Genomic DNA, 22944 nt, shown 5'->3' on the forward strand with positions numbered 1-22944 from the left:
CGGCCTTCCTCAAGCGACACTGGCGTGAAAGGCGCCGCCAAATCTCCCTGTAAGGCGACAAGGCTTTCGCTGGACTCATCTTTCCCAATTACTTGCATTGCCGGACTCCTGGGCGTGGAAAGCCATGCATGGCACGACACCGATGCAAATATATTGTGCTACAATAATTTTAATTGGAAGGAAATATTTCGAGCTTCTAACTGGCTTTCAGATAAGAAACTTAAAAAATCAATAATAATCAATAGGTTATAATTGATTTAAAAGCTCAAAAAAAATATAGTTGTTGCACAATTTATAAGAAGGCTCGCGACCTCGCTGGTGAGCGTCACCGCGGGCGTATTAGAATCGCTCGCTCTACCGAGCCCCAGCCCTCGTCGTGGTTAACATGATTTTTTCCAGCACGAACATTGAAACATCCCCAGTCAAGCTCTCAGCGGTCGAAGCACTGGCTGCAAAGCTCAAGGCCAGGATCCTGAACGGTGACTTCGAGCCAGGCGAATTCCTGCGAGACGTCAAGATGGCGGATGAGTACGAAGTGGCGCGCAACACGTTTCGCAGCGCAGCACAGCTGCTGGTGTCATGCGGCTTGTTGCTGAAAGTACCTCATCGCGGGTTCTGCATACCCGAGTTCGGCCCGGATGACATCGTCGATATTGCTCGGCTGCGCGGGGTACTGGAAACTGAAGCGGTGCGCATGATTATCCTCAATGGCACGGTTCCAGCTGACGCGCTGGACGCCGTTGAAAGATTGCGCAATGCCGCACCCGACACTCCACGCTCAGACATTGTCACCGCCGATGGTGACTTCCACCGAGCCATCATCCGCGCCAGTGGCAGCGCACGCCTGCAGCGCAGCTATGCCATGCTGGAGAGCGAGATTGAGCTGCTGCTAGTACTGCAACAGCCCTGTTATGAGGACCCCAAGCAAATCGTCGAGGACCATGAGCACTTGATAGCCTGCCTTCGCAGTCGCGACTTCGAAACAGCCCGTACAGCGTTTGTCGAGCATTGGGAGGATTTGAGCGCAAAGCTATTACGCGCACAGTTCGAGCGACGACAATCGCTTTGAACAACAATAAAAGTGCAGAATGTGGCTGGAATGCTTGATGCAGTACTCAGTGATGATACTGCTGAAGGAGGAGTTCTGCGTGCAGAGCTGGTCAACCAAGCGCGCTTGTCTTCAAGGGAATGGAACCCTCTTTGCTATCGAACAGTCCGCTTCGCCCGAGCAGCTTCCTCGCGAGCCCCTTACCCTGCTAACCGACTGAGAGCTCCTGCAACAACCACCTCCATTGAGCAGCTCATTACGGCAACCAGGCCATGCCCATCCACGACTGGACCATGGCTCTGTGAGCCAACCTTCAATAAGCGCCACCCCCTTAAAATGTGGTGGCGGCGCGAACGATCTACTGATAATTAAGGGCGAAGAGCCAACGCGACCAATTCCTTCATCGGTATCGATGGACGGCCAATCAACGTTGATAAAACACCTCCGTCATCAAACAGCGCTCCGCGGGACGCCGCGGCATCTGCGTCAGCCAGCAGGGCGGCAAGATCAGCAGGAAGCCCAAAATCAACCAGCAATTTTGCGTAGTCCTGCTCAGGAAGATCGTTGTAGACCACAGGCTTGCCGGACTGGCGGGAGACCTCAGCCGCCAGTTCGGCCAGGGTGAAGGCCTGATCGGCTGCCAGCTCATATATTTCGCCTGCATGGCTGCCTTTAGTCAGGACCGCCGCTGCCGCCGCTGCGTAATCTTTACGCGCCGCCGAGGAAAAGCGTCCGTACTTTGCAGAGCCTACGAACGCACCATGCTCAAGTGCAGCAGACAACGCGTATAAGTGGTTTTCAGTGTACCAACCGTTGCGCAGGATGACGGCTGGAAGCCCGGACGCAGCGATCGCTTCTTCAGTTTGTCGGTGTTCTATCGCGAGCTGAGCGGTCGATGAATCGGCGTGTAACATACTGGTGTAAGCCAGCAGTGAAACGCCCGCCTGTTTCGCCGCATCAATGACGGCACGGTGTAAAGGCAGCCGCCCGTTTACTTCGCTAGAGGAAATCAAAATAAGCTTTTCCACTCCCTCAAACGCACGGGCTAATGTTTCAGGCCTTGCGTAGTCTGCCTCGCGCACAATCACTCCGCGTTCAGCCAGGTCTTGTGCCTTCGCAGGATTGCGGACCGCCGCGATAATGCGAGAACCCGGCGCGCTCTTCAAAAGCTGACGAACATCCGGGAATATGTTGACACCCAAGCGCTGGCACGGGCCTCAGAGGGCGTCGCGAGCCCCAAACACTGAGCCGCAGGGACCACCATTAACGGAGGCGACCCGCAAAGGGCTTATATATTGGTCTTGAGCTTGCCGCCATTCGACGATTACTTGCGCGCACTCCAGTTTAGATTGAACCTCCGTTGCTCAGGTGGACTCCCAACTCTAAATCTAGGAGGAACTCATGAGCCAAACAGCTTTAGTCGTCGGCGCCAGCGGCATCGTTGGCAGCGCCATCACTCAGTTACTGATCGACAACAAGTGGCAGGTCGCCGCGCTATCAAGGCACCCGTCGCAATCGCAAGGCGTGATCCCCATCGCGGCAGACCTCCAGGATCCTGCCTCGCTGGAACATGCGCTTGCGGATCTGAAACCTACTCATGTGTTCATCACCACATGGTCGCGGCAAGCCACGGAGGCGGAAAACATTCGCGTTAATGCCGCCATGGTTCGCAACGTGCTGGCCGCCGTTCGACCCGCCAAGAGCGTTGAGCACGTAGCACTGGTTACTGGCCTGAAACACTACCTCGGCCCGTTCGAAGCCTATGGTAAAGGCAGCCTTCCGCAAACACCGTTTCGCGAAGAGCAGGATCGTCTGAATGTCGAGAATTTCTATTACGCCCAGGAGGACGAACTTTTCGCCGCGGCTGAAAAGGACGGCTTCACCTGGAGCGTTCACCGCCCGCATACCGTCACCGGGGTTGCCGTAGGCAACGCGATGAATATGGCGACCACCCTCGCCGTCTACGCCTCGGTTTGCAAACAGACGAATCGCCCTTTTGTATTTCCGGGATCAAGAGTGCAATGGGACAGCCTCACCGACATGACGGATGCACGGCAGTTGGCGAAACAACAACTGTGGGCGGCCACCACGCCGGCGGCAGCCAACCAGGCATTCAATGTGACTAATGGCGATGTGTTTCGCTGGAAATGGATGTGGGGCCGAATTGCCGAATACTTTGACGTGCCTGCTGCCGATTATCCTGCCTCGCTCTCACCGCTCGAACAGCAAATGGCTGACGACCAGGCGGTGTGGACGCAAATAGTCGCGGAGCACGGCTTGAAGGAAGCTGATATTGGTCGCCTGATATCCCCATGGCATACCGATGCAGACCTTGGTCGACCCATCGAAGTCGTGACTGATATGTCGAAAAGCCGTGCAATGGGCTTCACCGCCTACCAAGCGAGCGATCAAGCATTTTTCGATGTGTTCGACAAACTCCGCGAGATGCGCTTGATCCCCTAGGTCGTGCCACAACGGATAGGCTTAAGGGCATTCGCTTAAGCCTTCTGTAGCACAAACACCAAGCAAAAGCGTGTACCTGCTCCAGTGCTCTCAACGGTTACCCGCCCGCCATGCAATTGCATAATTGAACGGACGATTGCTAACCCCAAGCCACCAGAATCGTCCGGCTGATTGCGTGACGGGTCGCACCGGTAGAAGCGCTCAAACAACCGAGGTAGATGTTGCGCCGAAATCGGCGGGCCTTGGTTGTGCACACTGACTTCGATCCTGTCCTGCCACACCACACTGCTAATCGTCACTGCGCTAGCAGTAGCGCCATAACGCAGCGCGTTGGACAGCAGGTTAGCCAATGCTCGACGGACCAGGGCCGGATCAGCACGCACGTGGTCATGGGCCTGATTGATCAGCGTGACATCACGCTCTTGCGCCACGCCTTCAAAATACTCACACAGTTGCTCGACTAGATCATGCAGGTTGATGAGCTCATCACTCACCGATGCATGCGACTGCTCGTTACGAGCGAGAAACAGCATGCTGTCGATCATTCGCGCCAGACGCTCATATTCTTCCTGATTGGAAACCAGCAGGTTCTGGTAGTCCTCAATTGAACGACCATGCCTGAGCGATTGTTGGGTATGCCCCATCAGGTTGGTGAGCGGGGTACGCATCTCATGGGCGAGATCCTCTGAGAATCGTGAGAGCTGGGCGAAGCCCTCTTCAAGGCGTGCGAGCATTTGATTAAGCGCCTGGCTGAGCACTTGCAATTCACTGAATTCGTTGAACTCATCCAGCCGCAGATGCAGATGGTGTGCATCAATGGCGGCAGCGCGCCTGGCCAGCAGGCGCACAGGTCGTAAGCCTCGCTGACTGACCCACCCGCCGAGTACAAAAGCCAGCAGCGCGCCAACCGACATCGCGAGCCAGAGCTTGAGGCGGTAAGCCCCCAGCATTTGCTCGCGCTCGTTCAACAACTTGCCAGCAATCAGGGTCAAGCCGCGATCACCCTGCATGACATGCTGCCAGGCAAGCCGCACCGGCATCGAAGTGTCACCGTCACCCACCTGAGCCTGGGCTGCAGCCGGTAACCTGGGCAAGCTCATGCTGACGGGGTTGATTTCGATCAGCACCTGGCCTGTGTCATCGATGATCCACAGCAGGTTGTCGCGATTGCCCAGCATGTTTTCGTATAGCTTGGGCCGATTTCTGAGTTGCTCGACGCTGACACTGTCGTTGATCAACGCCTGCATGCGCTCCAGGCGCCCGAGCAGGGCCTGGTCATCGCGCCAGGCGATTTCTCGCTGTAACGACTGATAAAGATAAAAACCAATGGAGCCCAGCAGCAGCGCACTGACCAACGCGAACATGACCGCCAGGCGCAGGCTCAGGGCGCGCGGAAACAGTTTCAGGATTGCACCTCAAGCATGTAGCCGATGCCACGCACTGTCTGTATCAACTTGAGCGGGTAAGGATCGTCAACCTTGGCGCGCAGTCGCCGGATGGCGACGTCGACCACATTGGTATCACTGTCAAAGTTCATCTGCCAGATCTGCGAAGCAATCAACGAGCGCGATAGCACCTCCCCTTCACGGCTGACCAGCAGGTGCAACAGGGCAAACTCCTTGTTGGTCAAGGTAAGGCGCTCTCCCCCGCGCGTAACTTTACGCCGCAACAGATCCAGGCTCAGGTCTGCAACCAGGAACTGCTCGACCTCACGTGGCGGCCCCCTGCGCAACAGGGTGCGTACGCGCGCCAACAACTCGGCATAGGAAAAAGGTTTGACCAGGTAATCATCGGCCCCTGACTCAAGCCCCTTGACCCGATCCTCCACAGAGTCCCTGGCAGTCAGAAAAAGCACCGGGGTTTGCCACTTGCGCCGAATAATCTGCAGCAATTGCCATCCGTCCAGGCCCGGCAGCATGACGTCCAGGATGATCAGGTCGAACTCACTTTCCTGCGCCAGATACTGGCCCTCCAGGCCATCCAGGGCGACTTCCACCACGTAACCCGATTCAGTCAGGGCTTTGTGCAGGTAGTCCGCTGTTTTCGCTTCATCTTCTACAACCAGGATACGCATCTTTTCCTCCGGAACTGGCGCATAGGCTAGCGCGCCCGCGCGTTTTGGCACATTACATCTTGGTAATCATCAGGCAATCATTCTGACGGAGTGCACGGGGCATCATGCCTGGCTATGACTCAGCCAGACCAATCAAAGGACAAAGCATGCGTATACGCCTATCGACCTCATTGCTGATGTCACTCGCAATGAACTCAGCGCTCGCCGTTGCAGCCCCGGATCAAGTGCTGCAGCGCAGCGATGTGTCACTGGCAATGGCCAATGATTTGCTGAACGCCGCGCTGACAGCCTGTCATGCCGATGGCCGTACAGGTGTTGCTGCCATTGTCGACCGTGGGGGCAATCTGGTCGCCTTGCAGCGTGACGATAACGTGGGCCCACACAACACATTAGCCGCCCAACGCAAGGCCTATACCGCCCTATCGACCAAGACGCCAACGCGACTATTGGCAGAGCGTGCCCGCGGCACCCCCGATGCGGAAAACCTCAACACCCTGCATGAGCTATTGCTGCTCGGCGGCGGCGTGCCGTTGCTGTTTGAAGGGCAAGTCATTGGCGCGATCGGCGTGGCCGGTGCCGGTGGTGCAGCAAACGATGAAGGTTGCGCATTGGCCGCTATCAACAAAATCTTACCTACCGTCAAAAACTAAGGACATCATCATGACTGGATTAAAAACGTTCTTCGCGGGCCTTGTATTGAGTGTCGTATCGTCACTGGCGTTAGCGGCAGGAAACCCGCTCAGCGTGCATGTACTCAACTTACAAGATGGTCTGCCCTCCCCTGGCGTCAATGTCACGCTGGAAAAACAGGACGGCGAAAGCTGGAACATGCTCAACAGCGCCGCGACAAATGAGCAAGGGCGTATTCCCGGGTTGTACCCCGATGGTCAGGCGCTGGAGAAAGGCACCTACCGTGTCACCTTCAAAACCGGGGAGTGGTTCAAAGCGCACAAAGTTGCAAGTTTCTTTCCGGAGGTACCGGTCATTTTTGAGGTAGACGGGACACTTTCGCACTACCACATCCCATTACTGCTCAGCCCCTACGGTTTCTCTACCTACAGAGGCAATTGAGCGTCGACCCGACAGAGCAACAAGGCCGCCCCTGATCTCATGGGCGGCCTTTCTGCTTGATCATTTTGCATCAACCTCTTGTCCATGACCTGCATCGCACCGTTGGCCACGCTCTCCACCCACCTTGATATCGAAGGCGCAGGCGATCCGTTCACGACAGCAAGCATGACCGTACGCAGCACAGCAAAAAAGTTACCTCACCCAGACAGTGGCCGCCGCTGTGTCGATAGCCGTTGCGCGGTGCCTGCTTCCAACCCCGGCTCAGACGAGCAGCCCACATCGAAAAAAAATCACACCTGGAACGCTTTGCCTGGTCATGGGCCGACGAAGAGCCTGGATGACCACTCCCTCAGCGGTGCAACGCCTTGGTCCGGCGGCGCAAATACCGCACCAGCGCCGCAAGGGCTACAAGTGCTACCACCCCGATAAAGATTGGCAGGCGATACGGTCTCAGGTCGCCAAAGAAATGCTGCAATGCTTCGCCAGCCCAATAGCCGGCGCTGACGAACAGGGTGGCCCAGATCGCCGCACTCAAAACATTGATCAGGGCGAAACGCCAGGGTGCCAGACCGCTTGCACCGATCACCATAGGCCCCACCAAGCGCATTCCGTAGAGAAAGCGCACAGCGAATACTGACGTCATGGGGTAGCGATGGATAAGGCGCTCCACCCGTTGAATGGCAGACTGGTGACGCTTCAGTTTAGGCAGCAGAAGACTCCCGGAATAACGTCCGGTCCAGAACAGTAACTGATCGCCGAGTATGCCGCCCAACGTGGCCCAGCCAATCACATGCAGCCATTGCAGAGTGCCCTGGTGTGCAGCCATACCGCCGAGGAGCAAAACTGTTTCGCCTTCCAGCAGGCAGCCCACGAAGATGACCCAGTAGCCGTAGACGGCAATCAGCGCGTTGAGGTCGAGATGTTCGAACATGGCATTCCTGGATGCGGTGGAGGCAATGGCGGCATCATTGCATTTGTTTGACCCAGTATTAATGGGCATAAACAGATCTGTTCCTCGATCGATTCACGCCAATGCTTTTGTAGGCAAGTTCAACGCATTGGCGAGCCGGGTATGCGTCCCGCCGAGCCATACCTCGGTGATTGACCTAAGGTCGGTGGCCAGTTGATCCGAGTGATTGTCTTATCCATTGCGCTGCGCCTTACCAATAAATAGATATGGGTAGGCTTGCAGGCCTATAAGCACTTGGGAATATCAGGTCCTCGCACAGCCAAAGCAAACGCCCTGGGCAGTGCGAGGGAAAGCTGTAGAAGCCCTCTCCTTGCGGCTTAGCGGCGCAAGAGACGGTCTAGTACAAGCAGTGCTATTGCGCCGATGGCCAGTGCAGCAACCGGTTTTTCCTTAACGAACGTAGACACGCTGTCGAGTGCATCGCCATAAGTTTGGGTCAGCTGGCCAGAAGCTTGACGTCCAGCGCCTTCAGCTTGCAGCTTCGAATCACCCATCAGTTTTCCGACCGCGCTCTGCGCCTTGCCGGCCAGCTTCTCTGCAACACCTTCAACCTGTTCACTCTTCATATTCATAAACCTTCGTGTCAGTGGGACGCTCAAAAAAACCCACTGCGATGGCGCCACGTTCAGCACCATCGCAGCCAAGGGATGTGGACAGAAAAGTTGACCGGTGGTGAAGAGTCGGAGTTCCACTTTTAATGACCACCGCTCGTCAGTGACGCCCCGAACGCGCTCAACCCCCAAGTTGTCCTAGAATGATCTGAATTTCGCCGAGGCGCTAAAAATGATCGATGCAGAACTGCTGAAACTGATGGTTGAAACCTCGGACGATGGCATTGTCATTGCGGAGCAGGAAGGCGATGAGCATATCCTGATCTACGCTAACCCCGCCTTTATGCGCCTTACGGGGTATAGCGCTGACGAAACGCTGTACCAGGACTGCCGCTTCCTGCAGGGTGACGACCGAGACCAGGCGGGCTTGGTCGCGATCCGCGAGGCGATCAAGTCGCATCAGCCCTGCCGGCAAATCATTCGCAACTACCGTAAGGACGGCAGTGCCTTCTGGAATGAGCTATCGATTACTCCCGTGTTTAACAAGGCGGATCAGCTCACCTATTACATCGGCATCCAGAAGGATGTCAGCGTCGAAGTCGCGGCCAGCGAACGCGTGCGCGAACTTGAAGCGCAAGTCGCCAGCTTGAAAGCTCAACTGGATCAATCGCATAGGCTGTCATAGGGCAAGCCAGGTAATGCGCGGTCGGCACCCTCACGGCTGCTCGGGTAGTTGACGATCACGGTGGCGCCGTCCTGGGCCAATTGCTCGGCAATCGCCGCGCCGTTACCCTTGGAAGCGCCGGTCAGAGTCGATCCCGCGCGATGCCGCTACGCGTGCGAAGAATATCGGCCAGCACCGCCAACGCGATTTCCGCCGGGGTTTTGCTGCCTAGGTTCAAACCGATAGGCGCATGGATGCGCGCCAATTCGGCCTCGCCCAACCCGCCAATCCTTCGCAGGCGTTCGAAGCGCTTTTGTGAGGTGCGCATCGAACCCATTACGCCGATGTAAAACGCGTCGGTGCGCACCGCCTCCATCATTGCCAGATCATCAATACGCGGATCATGAGTCAACGCGACCACCGCCGTGTCACTGTGGCAGCCGCCGTCAGCGATGAACACCGACGGCAGCTGGCGTCGGATCTCGACGTTGTGCAGCACCACGCCTTCGAGCACCTCGTCGCGGGGATCGCACAAAATCACCTCAAACCCCAGGCCCACGGCAAACTCGGCGCAAGCCTGGGCAACACTGGAATAGCCCGCCAGCAACAAACGCTGCGCCGCGCCGACCCGCACACGGACCCGGTCGATCTCGCGCTCGATGCGCGCGCCCTGCTCGCTGTCTGCACACACGCGGCGCGCACCGCTGGCCAGCTCGACTTCGCGGATCAATCGGCGCTGGCCCAGCAACGCGCACTCCAGCTCGCGTAGATGGGCCTGAACCTCGCAGTCCGGCGCAAGCTTTTCCACCAGCACATCAAGCACGCCGCCACAGGGTAGGCTGACTCGCGAGCGCGGGTCCTCGCCTTCGCCGTAACGAACGACGTTGACCGCCTGTTCAAACGCGCCTTCGGCTACCCGCTCCAGAAAGTCTTCCTCAACGCAGCCGCCCGACAGCGAGCCGATCCATTGCCCGCTCACGTTCACTGCCAGCAACGAACCCGGCGCACGGGGCGCCGAGCCGTAGGTGGCGAGCACCGTGCACAGCCAAACCGGCTGGCCGGCCGTCGACCATTCCAGCGCACGGCGAATGACTTGCAGATCCAGATGCTGCATGTCAGTGCGCCTTGTGCTCGGCTGGTGGTGCATCGGCCTGAAGCTTCTGCACGTCGCTGACCGCCAGCTCACTCGACTGACCGCCCCAACCCTGGCGCAGATAGTTGAGCAGATCGGTCAGCTGTGCCTGATTGAGCTTGTCGGCAAAGCCCGGCATCGGTTGCATGCGTTCGAACCCGGTGAATGTCTGCTCGCCGATGCCGTCCTCGATCACCCGCAACAGGTTGCGCGGATCGTCCAGGCGCAGCGTGGTGTTGCCGCGCATGGCCACGGCGATGTGCGGTTTGCCCTCGCCGTTCGGCGCGTGGCAACCGGCGCACACGTTCAGGTAATCCTGACGACCGCGTTGGGCGCTTGGGCTCATTTTGTCGAGCGGCACTTCGGTCAACACATTGGCGGCTGGTGCGGGATCGCCGAGCAGGTAAGTGGCCATTGCCGCCAGGTCCGGGTCACTCAGGCCCTGGGTGCTGTTGTGGAACACCGGGAACATCTCGTTGAACATCGTGCCCTGGGCGCTCATGCCGTGCTTGAGGAAGGTGCTCAGGTCCTGTTGATTCCAGCCGCGAGCGGCCAGGTCAGTGGCCAACAGACTCGGTGCCAGGTAGCCGTTGAGCAGGCCGCCGGTCAGGCGTTTATCCTGCTGCATGGCGCCAGGCAAGCCGCGTGGGGTATGGCATTCGCCGCAGTGACCGAGCACTTCGACCATGTACTCACCACGCTTGAAGGTTTCGCTTTTGCCCTCGGCCGGCGCGAGTTTCACGTCTTTGGCGTAGAGCAGGTTCCAGCCCATCAGGCCCAGGCGCACATTGAACGGGAAACTCAGGCGAGTGACCGGCGCTGCACGTTCAATCGGCTCGATGGTTTTCAGGTACGCATGGATCGCGTCCGAATCTGCGCGCGGCATCAGGTGATAGGAGGTGTACGGCATCGCCGGGTACAGGTTCGCACCATCGCGGCGTTTGCCTTCGGTCAGCGCGGCGAAGAATTCGTCATCGTTGTACAAACCAATGCCGTGCTCTTTGCTCGGGGTGATGTTGGTGCCATAGATGGTGCCGAACGGCGACACAATCGGCAGGCCGCCCGCAAACGGCGCGCCGCCCGGTGCGGTGTGGCAGGCCATGCAGTCAGCGGCGCGGGCGAGGTATTCGCCGCGCTTGACTTGATCATCCGCGTGCGCCAACAACACCGGCGCAGCCAGACCAACCGCCAATGCCAGGCGGGACAGTAGAGGCTTCATGCTTAACCCTCCTTGACCAGGCCGAGATCGGTGAGCACGTTGCGGGTCGCGTTGTAGTAACGCACGTAACCGGTGCAACGGCAGATGTGGTGACCGAGGCTGTCCTCGATGACTTTTTCCAGCTGACTGTTGGCGATCGGCTGACGCTGAAGCTTCTCGACCAGCACGGTCGCGGCATTGACGAAACCCGGTGCGCAGTAGCTGCACTGGAAGGCGAATTCATCGACGAAACGCTGCTGGATCGGGTTCAGTTCAGTGACGTTGCCCTGCTCGTCGCGAGTCGCGTGGCCTTCGATGGTCCGCACTTTTTTGCCTCCAAAATAGTGGGCGCCGGTGATGCAGGTGCGCACTTCTTCGCTGGTGCCGTCCGGGTTGTCGACGATCACCACGCAGGCGTGGCAAATGCCCTGGCCGCAGCCGAGCCGCGAGCCGGTGAGGTTTTTGTATTCGTGCAGGTAGTCGATCATCGGCAGGTCATCAGGGATGTCCACCGGGCCGACGGATTGACCGTTGAGGGTCAGTTGAAACGGACGGTTAGCCATTGAGGGCCTCCTTGATGCGCGCAGAAGTGATAGGCAGGTCGCGGACACGTTTGCCGATGGCGTGGGCCACGGCGTTACCGATAGCGCCGACGATCGGGATCATCACCACTTCTGCGATGCCCTTGGACGGGTCGCTCGGCGACAACGGCGGCAGGATTTCAGCCGTCTGGTTCCACACGGCAACGTGTCGGGCCATCGGCAAGCGGTAACGGTTGAAATTCCAATCACCCTCCCCCGGCCCGCCTTCGTACAGCGGCATCTCTTCCATCAACGCATGGCCGATGCCCATGGCGATCCCGCCTTCGAGCTGCCCCTTGACCAGCTCTTCCACCAGCACCCGACCGCACTCGACCCACGAGTGGTGGTTGAGCACTTGCACTTGGGCGGAGCCCTTGTTCACTTTCAATTCCACCAGCGTCGCAACCGGGCTGTAGTAAGTCACCGCCGCGTTGTTCAACTGGATGTCCGGGTAGTGGACGTTCTGGCGATCCAGCAGGTGGAAACCGTTGCTGGTCATCTGTGCCCGTTTCGCCTGCGGCGCGCCGTCACCGTACTTCACCGCCAGACCATCCAGGGGCAGACGCTCGCGCACGCCGTCGATGCTGTACTCGGCCTCGGCCCAGCTCCAGCGGTTGAAGCCGTGCACGGTAGCGCCGGTCACCAGGCCCTTTTCGTGGGCGTGTTTGGCCAATTGCTCAAAACTCAGCGGCTGCATGCCGTTGGCGGTGAGTTTGCCGTCGACCCAGTGCGCATCTTCGCGACGCACCACGTACGGGTTGGCCTGGCCGCCGTAAGGGCCCTGGCCCCAGATCTGCAACGCCGCCGGCCACAAGCCGTGGTTGAACAGCACTCGGGAGGCTTCACGGGTGGCGTGGCTGAAGTAGTACGCGGAGTTGGTCGCCGACGAGGCCGACGCCAGTTTGCCGACCCAACGCGGGTTGCGCAGAAAACCATCCTGTTCGGCCTGGCTCATGGTGTACGGGTTGCCGCCCGTGATCAGTTGCAACTCTTTCCATTCGGTTTCGCCGGTCTTCACTTGCGTGGCCGGTATGCCGATGAAATCCGCCACCACCAGCGCTTGCGAGGTGGACATGCCGGTGCCGATTTCAATGCCGATATGGCGCAACGTCACGTGCCCTTCGGCGGTGAATTCGATGCTGGCCATCGGCGCCTCGGAACCGGTGCCGAAGTCTTTTTGGCAGATGGCGAAACCGACGCCATACCAGTTATCCGGGTCAGCGGCTTCGCGCGTCTTTTTGATCTGGTCGCGGTTTTTCCAGACGTCGTGGGCAGCCGCTTTGTCGAGAATCTCGTGCAAGCGCAATGCACCGGCCGGCACCGCGCCCTGGGTGTTTTTCATGCCCGACAGCAAGGCGTTTTTCTTGCGCAGGTCGATAGCGTCGATACCCAGACGATCAGCGATTTCGTCGACCATCATCTCGGTCGACGCCATGCTTTGCAGGGTGCCGTAACCGCGCATCGAGCCCGCTTCAACCGCGCGCGAATGGTAGGCCGTGACCTGCAGATCGTTCTGCGGCATGTAGTAGATCGACTGCGCTGCCGTGGCGCCAACCGCGGCCACCGAAGGGCTGTAGTTGATGCGCCCGCCGCCATCGACGTTCATCTCGGCGCGAAAAATCTGGAAGCTGTGATCGTTTTTGTCCACCGCCAATTGGTAGCGGATATCGAACGGGTGACGCTTGATGCCGCTTTGAAACTGCTCATAGCGGTCGTTGGCCAGGCGCACCGGTACACCGGCGCCATACAACGCGGCGAGGGCTGCGTAGTAGACAAAAATGTTGTGGTCCTTGGAGCCGTAACCGACGGTGTAGCCCGGGTGCATGTTCAGATTCGCCAGGCCGAAGCGCGAGGGCGCGATCATCTTCGCGGTTTCGGTGGCGGCTTCCAGCGGGCACTGGGTGGCGACGACAAAGTGCAAGGTCTTGGTGGCCGGGTCGTACCAGCCGTTGCCGTTGTCCGGTTCCATCGCGGCCGGCTCAATCGACGGGGTTTTGTAGCGCTCGTCGAACACCAGCCAGTGGTCGGGCGGCGCGTCGATCTGCTGCTTCATCCGGTCGGCGTAAAACAGCCCGCGCTCGGTGAGATTGCCGTGCAGGTCCGGCTGGGAATTCCACACCGGGCGACGGTTTTTCAGCATCGGAAACAGAATCGAATCCTTGAGGCTGGCGAATTCATCTTCGTCAGCCGAGGTCGCACCGCCGACGCGTACATAGCGGAAGCTGCCATATGGATCACGCTCGTAGTACGGCGCTGGGGCGCCGTAACGGATCGCTTTGTCATTGAATTTGAGTTTGGCCTTGGCCTGGCGGAACCGCTCGAAGTCGTTCCAGATCAGGATCGCCACGGGGTGACCGATGAACATCGGTACCTGGCCTTCCGGCAACAGCGGATCCGGCGCGTGCTCTTCCGGGAAGACGATGCCGTCTTTGTCCAGGTCGGCGGCTGTCACGATGCGGTCAGGTTGCAGATCGGCGCCAAGCCACGACAGATCGTAGCCGGCGTAGATGCGGTCGGCCTTGGTGATTTTCAGCAACATGGCGTGGCCCTGTTGCTGCGGCCAGCCCGGCATGTCTTTGGAACGGATGTCGCGGGCAAAGACTTTGCTGCCGCACACCTTGGACAAGGCATCGTTACGCGAGCGCGCCTTGCCATTGTTGCCGAGCCATTGCTCGGACGGCACGGTCACGCTGTTTTCCATCAACGCAGCCAGCGCCTGAGTGCTGAGCGGTGTAAGCGTCACGCTCACACCCGCCACCAGCCCGCCCTGAAGGAACGAGCGCCGGGAGATATCACGGTTGGACATGGATCATCCTCTGGGCGGTTATAGGTCCGCCCTTATGGTTATGTTCTGGGGATCTCGGGTCTGGCAGAAGCGCTTTTGCCGGAACAAAAGGCTGTATGTGGCAGTGCAAAGCTGACCGAAAGGTTAACTTTATAGGTTTCTGCGTCAGCCGCAAACAAGCTGTTACAAAAAACTGACCGAGGAATCAAACCAGCGAACCGCGTGCCAACGCGGCCTACAAGATCTTGTAGGTGCCAAGCCTGAACAAGTCCTCTATAAAACCCCGCACTTCCCCAATCCCCCAGGAACTCCCAGCCATGCACATGGAAGAGCACACGCTGAGCGCAATGAGCGACGAGCTCAAACTCAGGCTAGGCCGCTTTCGGCACGAGCAATTTGTCGAGAAACTCGGCTGGCGGCTGCCTGGCCATCCGCACCCGGCAGGTTGTGAATGGGATCAATACGACACCGAGCATGCGCGCTACCTCTTGGCGTTCAACGAGTACTGCGACATCGTTGGCTGTGCTCGTCTGATACCCACCACATTGCCAAACCTGCTGGAAGGTGTTTTCAGCCATACCTGCGCTGGCACGCCGCCCAAGGAGCCTGCCATCTGGGAAATGACACGCTTCACCACCCGTGAACCGCAATTGGCCATGCCGTTGTTCTGGAAAAGCCTGAAGACCGCCAGCCTGGCAGGCGCCGATTTCATTGTCGGCATCGTCAACAGCACGATGGAGCGCTATTACAAAATCAACGGGGTCAACTACGAGCGATTGGGACCGGTCACCGTGCACCAGGACGAAAAAATCCTTGCGATCAAGCTCTCGGCTCACCGTGAACACCATCGAGGCGCCCGCCCGCCTTCAGCCTTCATGCCCGCCGCATTGTTGAAAGACACCGCTTGATACCGGCCGAGTCATCCTTTTGGGAGGGCTCGGCGGCAGTCGATGAACCTCAGATATACCCCAGCGCAACCGCGTAAGACACCGCCTGTACACGGTTGCTGGCGCCGATTTTGCGTTGGATGTTGCGGTGATGGTAATTCACCGTGTCGGTGCACACGCCCATGATCACGCCAATTTCCTCGGAGGTTTTGCCGTCTGCGGTCCAGCGCAGCACATCACACTCCCGTTCGCTGAACTCGACATCCGTATTGAACACACGCGCGTCACTCTCCAGCTCAGAAATTTTCTGGTGGGCCGCCGCGGCAAACGCTTTGGTCACCGGCTTCAAGGCTTCGAACTCCTGAAGGCTGATGACCTTGTCCTTGCGTGCGATGCTCAACACCCCTACCCGGCCCTGGACGTTGAATGAAGGCTGCGCCAGGCCATGGCACAGATTCGAATCGTTGGCCTCGGACCACAGGTCCGGGCACCCCTTGAACAGCTCATTGCTCCACAAAATGGGGGCGGACGAGACTTTGCTGTGTTTCACCGTGGGGTCGATCGCGGCGTAGTTCGCTGCCTGATATCGCGCTATCCAGTCCTTGGGATAATTGCTGTACATATAGGTTTTCGGTCGCATGAACGGCGTCGCACTGCACATGCCGTAGGCGAAAAAATCAAACTGCAGTTCACGTAAAGCTCTCAATGCAACAGCAGTAAACTCCTGCATGTTCATAGTTTGCGCAAAGATACTGTAAAAATAAGCATCCCATCCCAACAGCTGTCCTAATTCCATTTGAACACCACTAGAGTTGGAAACGAGTCGTGAGACTAGACCAACCTGAACTCATGTCAATACACAAAATTCAACGGTTATAGACCACTTCGCAATAGCGAAGGCTTTATTGTGCCTAACCAACTAACTAGCCATAGGCCATTGATAGCCAGGCGATGTTAGCGGGCCATCGTTGCGGCTTGGCCGACGAATGAACCTGCTGATTCATAATAGTGCAACACACTACCCGATGGACCGCATCCGCCCCCCTCCATGGCCGAACCGCTACAAGATCTGGTAGTTCCTGCCGCGAGAAGTGCAGGTGTATAAACAACACGCCTCAGCACGCTCTCAATATACAAAGTTAAACCTGTAAATGCTGGCGCGCCTGATTAACTAAATATTTACTTGATTTTCGAAAAACCTTAATTCAACTAAGGAGGATACGGCTTATGTCGGTTTCGCTTTCCGCCAGCGGCTTTAATGATCAGCTTGAACTTCGCCGTAAAAACCGCGCCACCGTCGAACAGTACATGCGCACCCATGGCCAAGATCGCCTGCGTCGGCATGAACTGTTCACCCCGGATGGCAGCGGCGGTTCGTGGAACACCGAAACCGGTGAACCCCTGGTATTCAAGGGCCACGCGAAACTTGCCGCCCTTGGCGTGTGGCTGGAACAGTGCTTTCCAGACTGGCAGTTTCACAACGTGCGGGTGTTTGAAACCGACAACCCCAACCACTTCTGGGTCGAAAGTGATGGCCGTGGCAAGACCCTGTTCCCCGGTTACCCGGAAGGGTATTGCGAAAACCATTACATCCATTCCTTCGAATTGGACAACGGCAAGATCAAGCAAAACCGTGAATTCATGAACCCCTTCGAACAACTGCGCGCCTTGGGCATTCCGGTGCCACGCATCAAGCGTGAAGGTATTCCCGCCTCATAAGCCCTTTCATTATTGGAGAGTGAACATGCCTACTCATGCAGCCCGACAACTAACCGCTGACGACAGCAGCGAACTTCGCCGCAAAAACCGCGCCACGGTCGAGCAATATATGCGCACCAAAGGTCAGGATCGCCTGCGCCGCCATGAACTGTTTACCGAGGACGGTTCGGGTGGCTTGTGGACCACAGACACCGGCGCGCCCATTGTAATCAGTGGCAAAGCCAAGTTGGCCGAACATGCTGTTTGGTCCCTCAAGTGCTTCCCGGATTGGGAATGGTACAACGTCAACGTATTTGAAACCGACGACCCCAACCATTTTTGGGTCGAGTGCGATGGCCACGGCAAGATCCTCTTTCCAGGTTACCCGGAAGGGTATTACGAGAACCACTTCCTGCACTCCTTCGAGCTGCAAGACGGCAAAGTAAAACGCAATCGCGAGTTCATGAACGTCTTTCAACAACTGCGCGCCCTGGGTATTCCCGTGCCGCAGATCAAGCGTGAAGGCATTCCTACTTAATCCTTAGGGAGAGTAATCGCATCATGGAAGACTTATTGAAACGGGTTCTAAGTTGTGAAGCGTTCCAGCAGCCTCAATGGAGCGAGCCCTCACAATTGCATGACGCGCAGGCCTACCTCAGGGACAGTGCATCGCTGATTCGCGTCGAAGACATCCTGGTCCTGCGTGCCACCTTGGCCAGGGTGGCGGCGGGCGAAGCGATGATCATCCAGTCCGGTGACTGCGCCGAGGACATGGATGAAAGTGCTCCCAGCCACGTGGCCCGCAAGGCCGCGGTGCTGGATATCCTCGCCGGTGCGTTCCGGCTGGTCACCCAGCAACCGGTGGTGCGCGTCGGGCGGATTGCCGGGCAGTTCGCCAAGCCGCGCTCCAACAACAGCGAGCGCATCGGCGATGTCGAGTTGCCGGTGTACCGCGGCGACATGGTCAACGGCCGCGAAGCGGTCTGCAACCATCGCCAGCATGACGCACAACGCCTGGTACGAGGCTATCGCGCCGCCCAGGACATCATGCACCACCTGGGCTGGAAGGAACCGGCCAGCAAGGAACAGCTCAGCGGTTCTCCCGCCTGGACCAGCCACGAAATGCTGGTGCTCGACTACGAACTGCCGCAAGTGCGCAAGGACGAACAGGGCCGGGTGTTTCTCGGCTCAACCCACTGGCCGTGGATCGGCGAACGTACCCGTCAGTTGACGGGCGCTCACGTGGCACTGCTCAGCGAAGTGCTCAACCCAGTGGCCTGCAAGGTCGGCCCGGACATCACCCAGGACCAGTTATTGAGCCTGTGCGAGCGCCTGGACCCACGACGCGAGCCCGGCCGGCTGACCCTGATTGCGCGCATGGGCGCCCACAAAGTCGCTGATCGCCTGCCACCGCTGGTTGAAGCGGTGCGCCATGCCGGCCACAAGATCATCTGGCTCAGCGACCCGATGCACGGCAACACCATCATCGCGCCGTGCGGCAACAAGACCCGCATGGTGCAGACCATCACCGAGGAAATCACCGCGTTCAAACATGCCGTGACCTCGGCCGGTGGCGTGGCTGCCGGCCTGCACCTGGAAACCACCCCCGACGACGTCAGCGAGTGCGCCTCCGATGCCGCCGGCCTGAGCCAGGTGGCCAGCCACTACAAAAGCCTGTGCGACCCGCGCCTGACCCCTTGGCAAGCCATCACTGCAGTGATGGCCTGGAAAAACCTGCCCTCCTCCACCCTTGCTTACCTTTGACTGGAGTTTGTCGCCATGACTGGCATTCCATCGATTGCCCCGTACGCCCTGCCTACAGCCCGCGACCTGCCCGTCAACCTCGCGCAGTGGCGCGTCGACCCCGAGCGCGCCGTGCTGTTGGTGCATGACATGCAGCGCTACTTCCTGCGGCCCTTGCCTGATGCCCTGCGTGAAGCCGTTGTGGCTAATTCCGCGCGCATTCGCCAGTGGGCTGTCGACCACGACGTGCCGGTGGCTTACACCGCCCAGCCAGGCAGCATGAGCGAGGCACAGCGCGGGCTGCTCAAGGACTTCTGGGGCCCTGGCATGAAGGCCAGCCCCGCCGACCGCGAGGTGGTCGACGCGCTGACGCCCAAGCCGGGTGACTGGCTGTTGACCAAGTGGCGCTACAGTGCGTTCTTCAACTCCGACCTGCTGGAGCGCATGCACGCCAACGGGCGCGATCAGTTGATCCTGTGCGGGGTGTATGCCCATGTCGGGGTACTGATTTCTACCGTGGATGCCTACTCCAACGATATCCAGCCCTTCCTGGTTGCCGACGCGATTGCTGACTTCAGCAAGGCGCACCACTGGATGGCGATCGAATACGCCGCCAGCCGTTGCGCCATGGTCGTCACCACCGACGAGGTGATGCTATGAGCCAAGCTGCCGCCCGCCTTATGGAACGCATTCTGCAACCGGTGCCTGAGCCGTTTGCCCTGTTGTATCGTCCGGAATCCAGCGGCCCGGGGCTGCTGGATGTGCTGATTGGGCAGATGTCGCAGCCGCAGGTCCTGGCCGATATCGACTTGCCTGCGCCTTCAATCGGTGCCCCGCGCCTGGATGTACTCACGCTGATTCCCTACCGCCAGATCGCCGAACGCGGCTTCGAGGCGGTGGACGATGAGTCGCCGCTGCTGGCGATGACCATTACCGAGCAACAATCCATCGGCATTGAACAGTTGCTGGGGTTGCTGCCAAACGTGCCCATCCAGCTGAACGGCGAACGCTTCGACCTCAGCGACGCCCGCTATGCCGAGATCGTCAGCCAGGTGATCGCCAACGAAATCGGCTCTGGGGAAGGCGCCAACTTCGTGATCAAACGCACCTTTATGGCGGAAATCAGCGAGTACGGCCCCGCCAGCGCGCTGTCGTTCTTTCGTCATCTGCTGGAGCGCGAGAAAGGTGTTTACTGGACCTTCATCATTCACACCGGCAGCCGCACCTTCGTGGGTGCCTCGCCCGAGCGGCACATCAGCGTCAAGGATGGGCTCGCGGTGATGAACCCCATCAGCGGCACCTACCGCTACCCGCCGGCTGGCCCCTGTCTGACGGACGTCATGGCCTTTTTGGCCGACCGCAAGGAAGCCGATGAGCTGTACATGGTGGTTGATGAAGAGCTGAAAATGATGGCGCGCATTTGTGAAGACGGCGGCCACGTCCTCGGCCCTTACCTCAAGGAAATGACGCATCTGGCCCACACCGAGTACTTCATTGAGGGCAAGACCCGTCGCGACGTGCGCGACATCCTGCGCGAAACCCTGTTCGCCCCGACCGTCACCGGCAGCCCGCTCGAAAGCGCCTGCCGGGTGATCCGGCGCTATGAGCCGCAAGGCCGCGCGTACTACAGCGGCATGGCGGCGCTGATCGGCAGCGATGGCAAAGGTGGACGCTCCCTGGACTCGGCCATCCTGATTCGCACCGCCGACATCGATAACAGCGGCCAGGTACGCATCAGCGTGGGCTCGACCATCGTGCGTCATTCCGAGCCCATGACCGAAGCCGCCGAAAGCCGCGCCAAGGCCGCCGGCCTGATTGCTGCCTTGAAAAACCAGGCGCCCTCGCGCTTTGGCAGCCACCTGCAGGTACGCGCAGCGCTGGCCAGCCGCAACGCCTACGTCTCGGACTTCTGGTTGATGGACAGCCAGCAACGCCAGCAGACCCAGGCCGATTTCAGCGGGCGCCAGGTGCTGATCGTCGATGCCGAAGACACCTTCACCTCGATGATCGCCAAGCAGCTGCGGGCCCTGGGCCTGATAGTCACGGTGTGCAGCTTCAGCGATGAATACAGTTTCGACGGTTACGACCTGGTGATCATGGGCCCTGGCCCCGGCAACCCGAGCGATGTCCAGCTGCCGAAAATCGACCATCTGCACGTGGCCATCCGTTCCTTGCTCAGCCAGCAACGGCCATTCCTAGCGGTGTGCCTGAGCCATCAGGTGTTGAGCCTGTGCCTGGGCCTGGAGCTGCAACGCAAGGCCATTCCCAATCAGGGCGTGCAAAAACAGATCGACCTGTTCGGCAACGCCGAGCGGGTGGGTTTCTACAACACCTTCGCCGCCCAGAGTGCCAGTGACCGCCTGGACATCAACGGCATCGGCACCGTCGAGATCAGTCGCGACAGCGAAACCGGCGAGGTGCATGCCCTGCGTGGGCCGTCGTTCGCCTCGATGCAGTTTCATGCCGAGTCGCTGCTCACCCAGGAAGGCCCGCGCATCATCGCCGACCTGCTGCGCCACGCCCTCATCCACACACCGGTCGACAGCAACGTGTCGGCGGCAGGGAGATAACCATGCACAACTACGTGATCATCGACGCCTTCGCCAGCGTCCCGCTGGAAGGCAACCCGGTTGCGGTGTTCTTCGACGCCGATGATTTGCCGGCGCCGCAAATGCAACGCATCGCCCGAGAGATGAACCTGTCGGAAACCACCTTCGTGCTCAAGCCACGCAACGGCGGTGATGCGCTGATCCGGATTTTCACTCCGGTCAACGAACTGCCCTTTGCCGGCCACCCGTTGCTGGGGACGGCCATCGCGCTGGGGGCGCACACCGACAATCACCGGCTGTATCTGGAAACCCAGATGGGCACCATCGCCTTTGAACTGGAACGCCAGAACGGCAGCGTGATCGCCGCCAGCATGGACCAGCCGATACCGACCTGGGCGGCCCTGGGCCGCGATGCCGAATTGCTCAAAGCCCTGGGCATCAGCGATTCGACCTTTCCCATCGAGATCTATCACAACGGCCCACGCCATGTGTTTGTCGGCCTGCCGAACATCGCCGCCTTGTCGGCCCTGCACCCTGACCACCGTGCGCTGTCGAACTTCCACGACATGGCGATCAACTGTTTCGCCGGCGCCGGGCGGCGCTGGCGCAGCCGCATGTTCTCACCGGCCTACGGCGTGGTCGAGGATGCAGCCACTGGCTCGGCTGCCGGGCCGTTGGCGATTCATCTGGCGCGCCATGGCCAAATCGAGTTCGGCCAGCAGGTGGAGATTTTGCAGGGCGTGGAAATCGGCCGCCCTTCACTGATGTTCGCCAGGGCTGAGGGCCGCGCCGATCAACTGACGCGCGTCGAAGTCTCCGGCAATGGCGTCACCTTCGGGCGGGGGACCATCGTGCTATGAACCTTTCAGTACAAGGCAAGCCGCTGCTGGGTAAAGGCATGTCCGAATCGCTCACCGGCACGCTGGATGCACCGTTCCCCGAGTACCAGACACTGCCCGCCGACCCCATGAGCGTGCTGCGCAACTGGCTGGAGCGTGCACGGCGCGTGGGCATCCGCGAACCCAGGGCGTTGGCGCTGGCCACCGCCGACGGCCAGGGCCGGCCCTCGACGCGCATCGTGGTGATCAGTGAGATCAGCGACACGGGGCTGTTGTTCAGCACCCATGCCGGCAGCCAGAAAGGCCGTGAGCTGAGCCAAAACCCGTGGGCGTCGGGCGTGCTGTATTGGCGCGAAACCAGTCAGCAGATCATCCTCAATGGCCAGGCCGTGCGCTTGCCGGACGCCAAGGCGGATGAGGCGTGGCTCAAGCGCCCGTATGCCACGCATCCGATGTCGTCGGTGTCTCGCCAGAGCGAAGAACTGCAGGATGTTCAGGCCATGCGCAACGCCGCTCGCGAACTGGCCGAAGGCCAAGGTCCGCTGCCGCGTCCCGAGGGCTATTGTGTGTTTGAGTTGCGCCTTGAATCGCTGGAGTTCTGGGGGAATGGGCAAGAGCGGCTGCATGAGCGGTTGCGCTATGACCGCAGCGATACGGGCTGGAGGGTGCGGCGTTTGCAGCCCTGACTCTA

The 22944-nt window shown here is 59.3% G+C and carries 23 protein-coding genes; 13 read left to right on the forward strand and 10 right to left on the reverse strand.

Annotated features, from left to right (window positions below):
- Positions 1–385 precede the first annotated feature (385 nt).
- Positions 386–1069 (forward strand): GntR family transcriptional regulator, encoded by a 684-nt coding sequence (locus ACM530_RS25750; RefSeq protein WP_416363492.1) that lies wholly within the window; start codon positions 386–388, stop codon positions 1067–1069.
- Positions 1070–1416: 347 nt separating this feature from the next.
- On the opposite strand, the gene ACM530_RS25755 is transcribed toward ACM530_RS25750, so the two are convergent.
- Positions 1417–2250 (reverse strand): NAD(P)H-binding protein, encoded by an 834-nt coding sequence (locus tag ACM530_RS25755; protein WP_416363493.1) that lies wholly within the window; start codon positions 2248–2250, stop codon positions 1417–1419.
- Positions 2251–2449: 199 nt separating this feature from the next.
- On the opposite strand from ACM530_RS25755, the gene ACM530_RS25760 reads away from it, so the two are divergent.
- The gene (locus ACM530_RS25760; RefSeq protein WP_145160711.1) at positions 2450–3511 is read left to right on the forward strand and encodes an SDR family oxidoreductase; all 1062 of its coding nucleotides are present in this window, start codon (positions 2450–2452) and stop codon (positions 3509–3511) included.
- Between the two features lie 35 nt (positions 3512–3546).
- On the opposite strand, the gene ACM530_RS25765 is transcribed toward ACM530_RS25760, so the two are convergent.
- Both ACM530_RS25765 and ACM530_RS25770 read right to left on the reverse strand, forming a co-directional pair.
- Entirely contained in the window at positions 3547–4917 is a 1371-nt protein-coding gene (locus ACM530_RS25765) for a heavy metal sensor histidine kinase (RefSeq protein ID WP_416365125.1), read from the reverse strand.
- Positions 4914–5585 carry a heavy metal response regulator transcription factor gene (locus ACM530_RS25770; protein WP_369302855.1) on the reverse strand — a complete coding sequence of 224 codons (672 nt, stop codon included), beginning with the start codon at positions 5583–5585 and terminating at the stop codon, positions 4914–4916. Before ACM530_RS25770 ends, ACM530_RS25765 begins: the two co-directional genes overlap by 4 nt.
- 146 nt (positions 5586–5731) lie before the next feature.
- On the opposite strand from ACM530_RS25770, the gene ACM530_RS25775 reads away from it, so the two are divergent.
- On the forward strand, positions 5732–6235 hold the full coding sequence (locus ACM530_RS25775) for a GlcG/HbpS family heme-binding protein (RefSeq protein ID WP_416365126.1): 504 nt from the start codon (positions 5732–5734) through the stop codon (positions 6233–6235).
- A 10-nt stretch (positions 6236–6245) separates the two neighbouring features.
- A complete protein-coding gene (gene uraH / locus ACM530_RS25780; RefSeq protein WP_416363494.1) occupies positions 6246–6656 on the forward strand; it encodes a hydroxyisourate hydrolase in 411 nt (136 codons plus the stop codon).
- Positions 6657–7005: 349 nt separating this feature from the next.
- Here the strand turns inward: uraH and ACM530_RS25785 are convergent, their stop codons facing one another.
- Entirely contained in the window at positions 7006–7587 is a 582-nt protein-coding gene (locus ACM530_RS25785) for a DedA family protein (protein ID WP_416365127.1), read from the reverse strand.
- Between the two features lie 356 nt (positions 7588–7943).
- Positions 7944–8192: a CsbD family protein gene (locus ACM530_RS25790; RefSeq protein ID WP_145160703.1), complete on the reverse strand. Its 249-nt coding sequence runs from the start codon at positions 8190–8192 to the stop codon at positions 7944–7946.
- 217 nt (positions 8193–8409) lie between these two features.
- Here ACM530_RS25790 and ACM530_RS25795 point away from each other — a divergent pair, with 217 nt between their 5' ends.
- Positions 8410–8862, forward strand: coding sequence for a PAS domain-containing protein (locus ACM530_RS25795; protein WP_262209523.1), 453 nt, complete (start codon positions 8410–8412; stop codon positions 8860–8862).
- A gap of 121 nt (positions 8863–8983) precedes the next feature.
- Here the strand turns inward: ACM530_RS25795 and ACM530_RS25800 are convergent, their stop codons facing one another.
- Genes ACM530_RS25800 through ACM530_RS25815 form a run of 4 tightly spaced genes read right to left on the reverse strand, consistent with a single transcriptional unit; the run spans position 8984 to position 14558 of the window.
- A complete protein-coding gene (locus ACM530_RS25800; protein ID WP_416363495.1) occupies positions 8984–9955 on the reverse strand; it encodes an XdhC family protein in 972 nt (323 codons plus the stop codon).
- Position 9956: 1 nt separating this feature from the next.
- Entirely contained in the window at positions 9957–11192 is a 1236-nt protein-coding gene (locus tag ACM530_RS25805; RefSeq protein WP_416363496.1) for a c-type cytochrome, read from the reverse strand.
- A gap of 2 nt (positions 11193–11194) precedes the next feature.
- Positions 11195–11734 carry a (2Fe-2S)-binding protein gene (locus tag ACM530_RS25810; protein ID WP_416363497.1) on the reverse strand — a complete coding sequence of 180 codons (540 nt, stop codon included), beginning with the start codon at positions 11732–11734 and terminating at the stop codon, positions 11195–11197.
- Positions 11727–14558 carry a xanthine dehydrogenase family protein molybdopterin-binding subunit gene (locus tag ACM530_RS25815; protein WP_416363498.1) on the reverse strand — a complete coding sequence of 944 codons (2832 nt, stop codon included), beginning with the start codon at positions 14556–14558 and terminating at the stop codon, positions 11727–11729. Before ACM530_RS25815 ends, ACM530_RS25810 begins: the two co-directional genes overlap by 8 nt.
- 296 nt (positions 14559–14854) lie before the next feature.
- Here ACM530_RS25815 and ACM530_RS25820 point away from each other — a divergent pair, with 296 nt between their 5' ends.
- Entirely contained in the window at positions 14855–15445 is a 591-nt protein-coding gene (locus ACM530_RS25820; RefSeq protein ID WP_369302848.1) for an acyl-homoserine-lactone synthase, read from the forward strand.
- A gap of 49 nt (positions 15446–15494) precedes the next feature.
- On the opposite strand, the gene ACM530_RS25825 is transcribed toward ACM530_RS25820, so the two are convergent.
- A complete protein-coding gene (locus ACM530_RS25825; RefSeq protein ID WP_369302847.1) occupies positions 15495–16220 on the reverse strand; it encodes an autoinducer binding domain-containing protein in 726 nt (241 codons plus the stop codon).
- A 431-nt stretch (positions 16221–16651) separates the two neighbouring features.
- Between ACM530_RS25825 and ACM530_RS25830 the strand changes: the two genes are divergently transcribed.
- Genes ACM530_RS25830 through phzG form a run of 7 tightly spaced genes read left to right on the forward strand, consistent with a single transcriptional unit; the run spans position 16652 to position 22939 of the window.
- Positions 16652–17143: a PhzA/PhzB family protein gene (locus ACM530_RS25830; RefSeq protein ID WP_416363499.1), complete on the forward strand. Its 492-nt coding sequence runs from the start codon at positions 16652–16654 to the stop codon at positions 17141–17143.
- A gap of 25 nt (positions 17144–17168) precedes the next feature.
- A complete protein-coding gene (locus ACM530_RS25835; protein WP_242196730.1) occupies positions 17169–17660 on the forward strand; it encodes a PhzA/PhzB family protein in 492 nt (163 codons plus the stop codon).
- A gap of 23 nt (positions 17661–17683) precedes the next feature.
- Complete coding sequence (locus ACM530_RS25840) at positions 17684–18886, forward strand: 3-deoxy-7-phosphoheptulonate synthase (protein WP_369302846.1); 1203 nt, start codon at positions 17684–17686, stop codon at positions 18884–18886.
- 15 nt (positions 18887–18901) lie between these two features.
- Positions 18902–19525, forward strand: coding sequence for an isochorismatase family protein (locus ACM530_RS25845; RefSeq protein ID WP_416363500.1), 624 nt, complete (start codon positions 18902–18904; stop codon positions 19523–19525).
- Positions 19526–19545: 20 nt separating this feature from the next.
- On the forward strand, positions 19546–21435 hold the full coding sequence (locus ACM530_RS25850; RefSeq protein ID WP_416365128.1) for an anthranilate synthase family protein: 1890 nt from the start codon (positions 19546–19548) through the stop codon (positions 21433–21435).
- 2 nt (positions 21436–21437) lie between these two features.
- The gene (locus ACM530_RS25855) at positions 21438–22274 is read left to right on the forward strand and encodes a PhzF family phenazine biosynthesis protein (protein ID WP_416363501.1); all 837 of its coding nucleotides are present in this window, start codon (positions 21438–21440) and stop codon (positions 22272–22274) included.
- Positions 22271–22939, forward strand: a complete 669-nt coding sequence (gene phzG / locus ACM530_RS25860) for a phenazine biosynthesis FMN-dependent oxidase PhzG (RefSeq protein ID WP_416363502.1) — start codon at positions 22271–22273, stop codon at positions 22937–22939. The genes ACM530_RS25855 and phzG overlap by 4 nt, the downstream gene beginning before the upstream one ends.
- Positions 22940–22944: the final 5 nt, after the last annotated feature.

It is taken from the genome of Pseudomonas sp. NFX183 (genome assembly GCF_047943075.1).
Taxonomy (GTDB): domain Bacteria; phylum Pseudomonadota; class Gammaproteobacteria; order Pseudomonadales; family Pseudomonadaceae; genus Aquipseudomonas.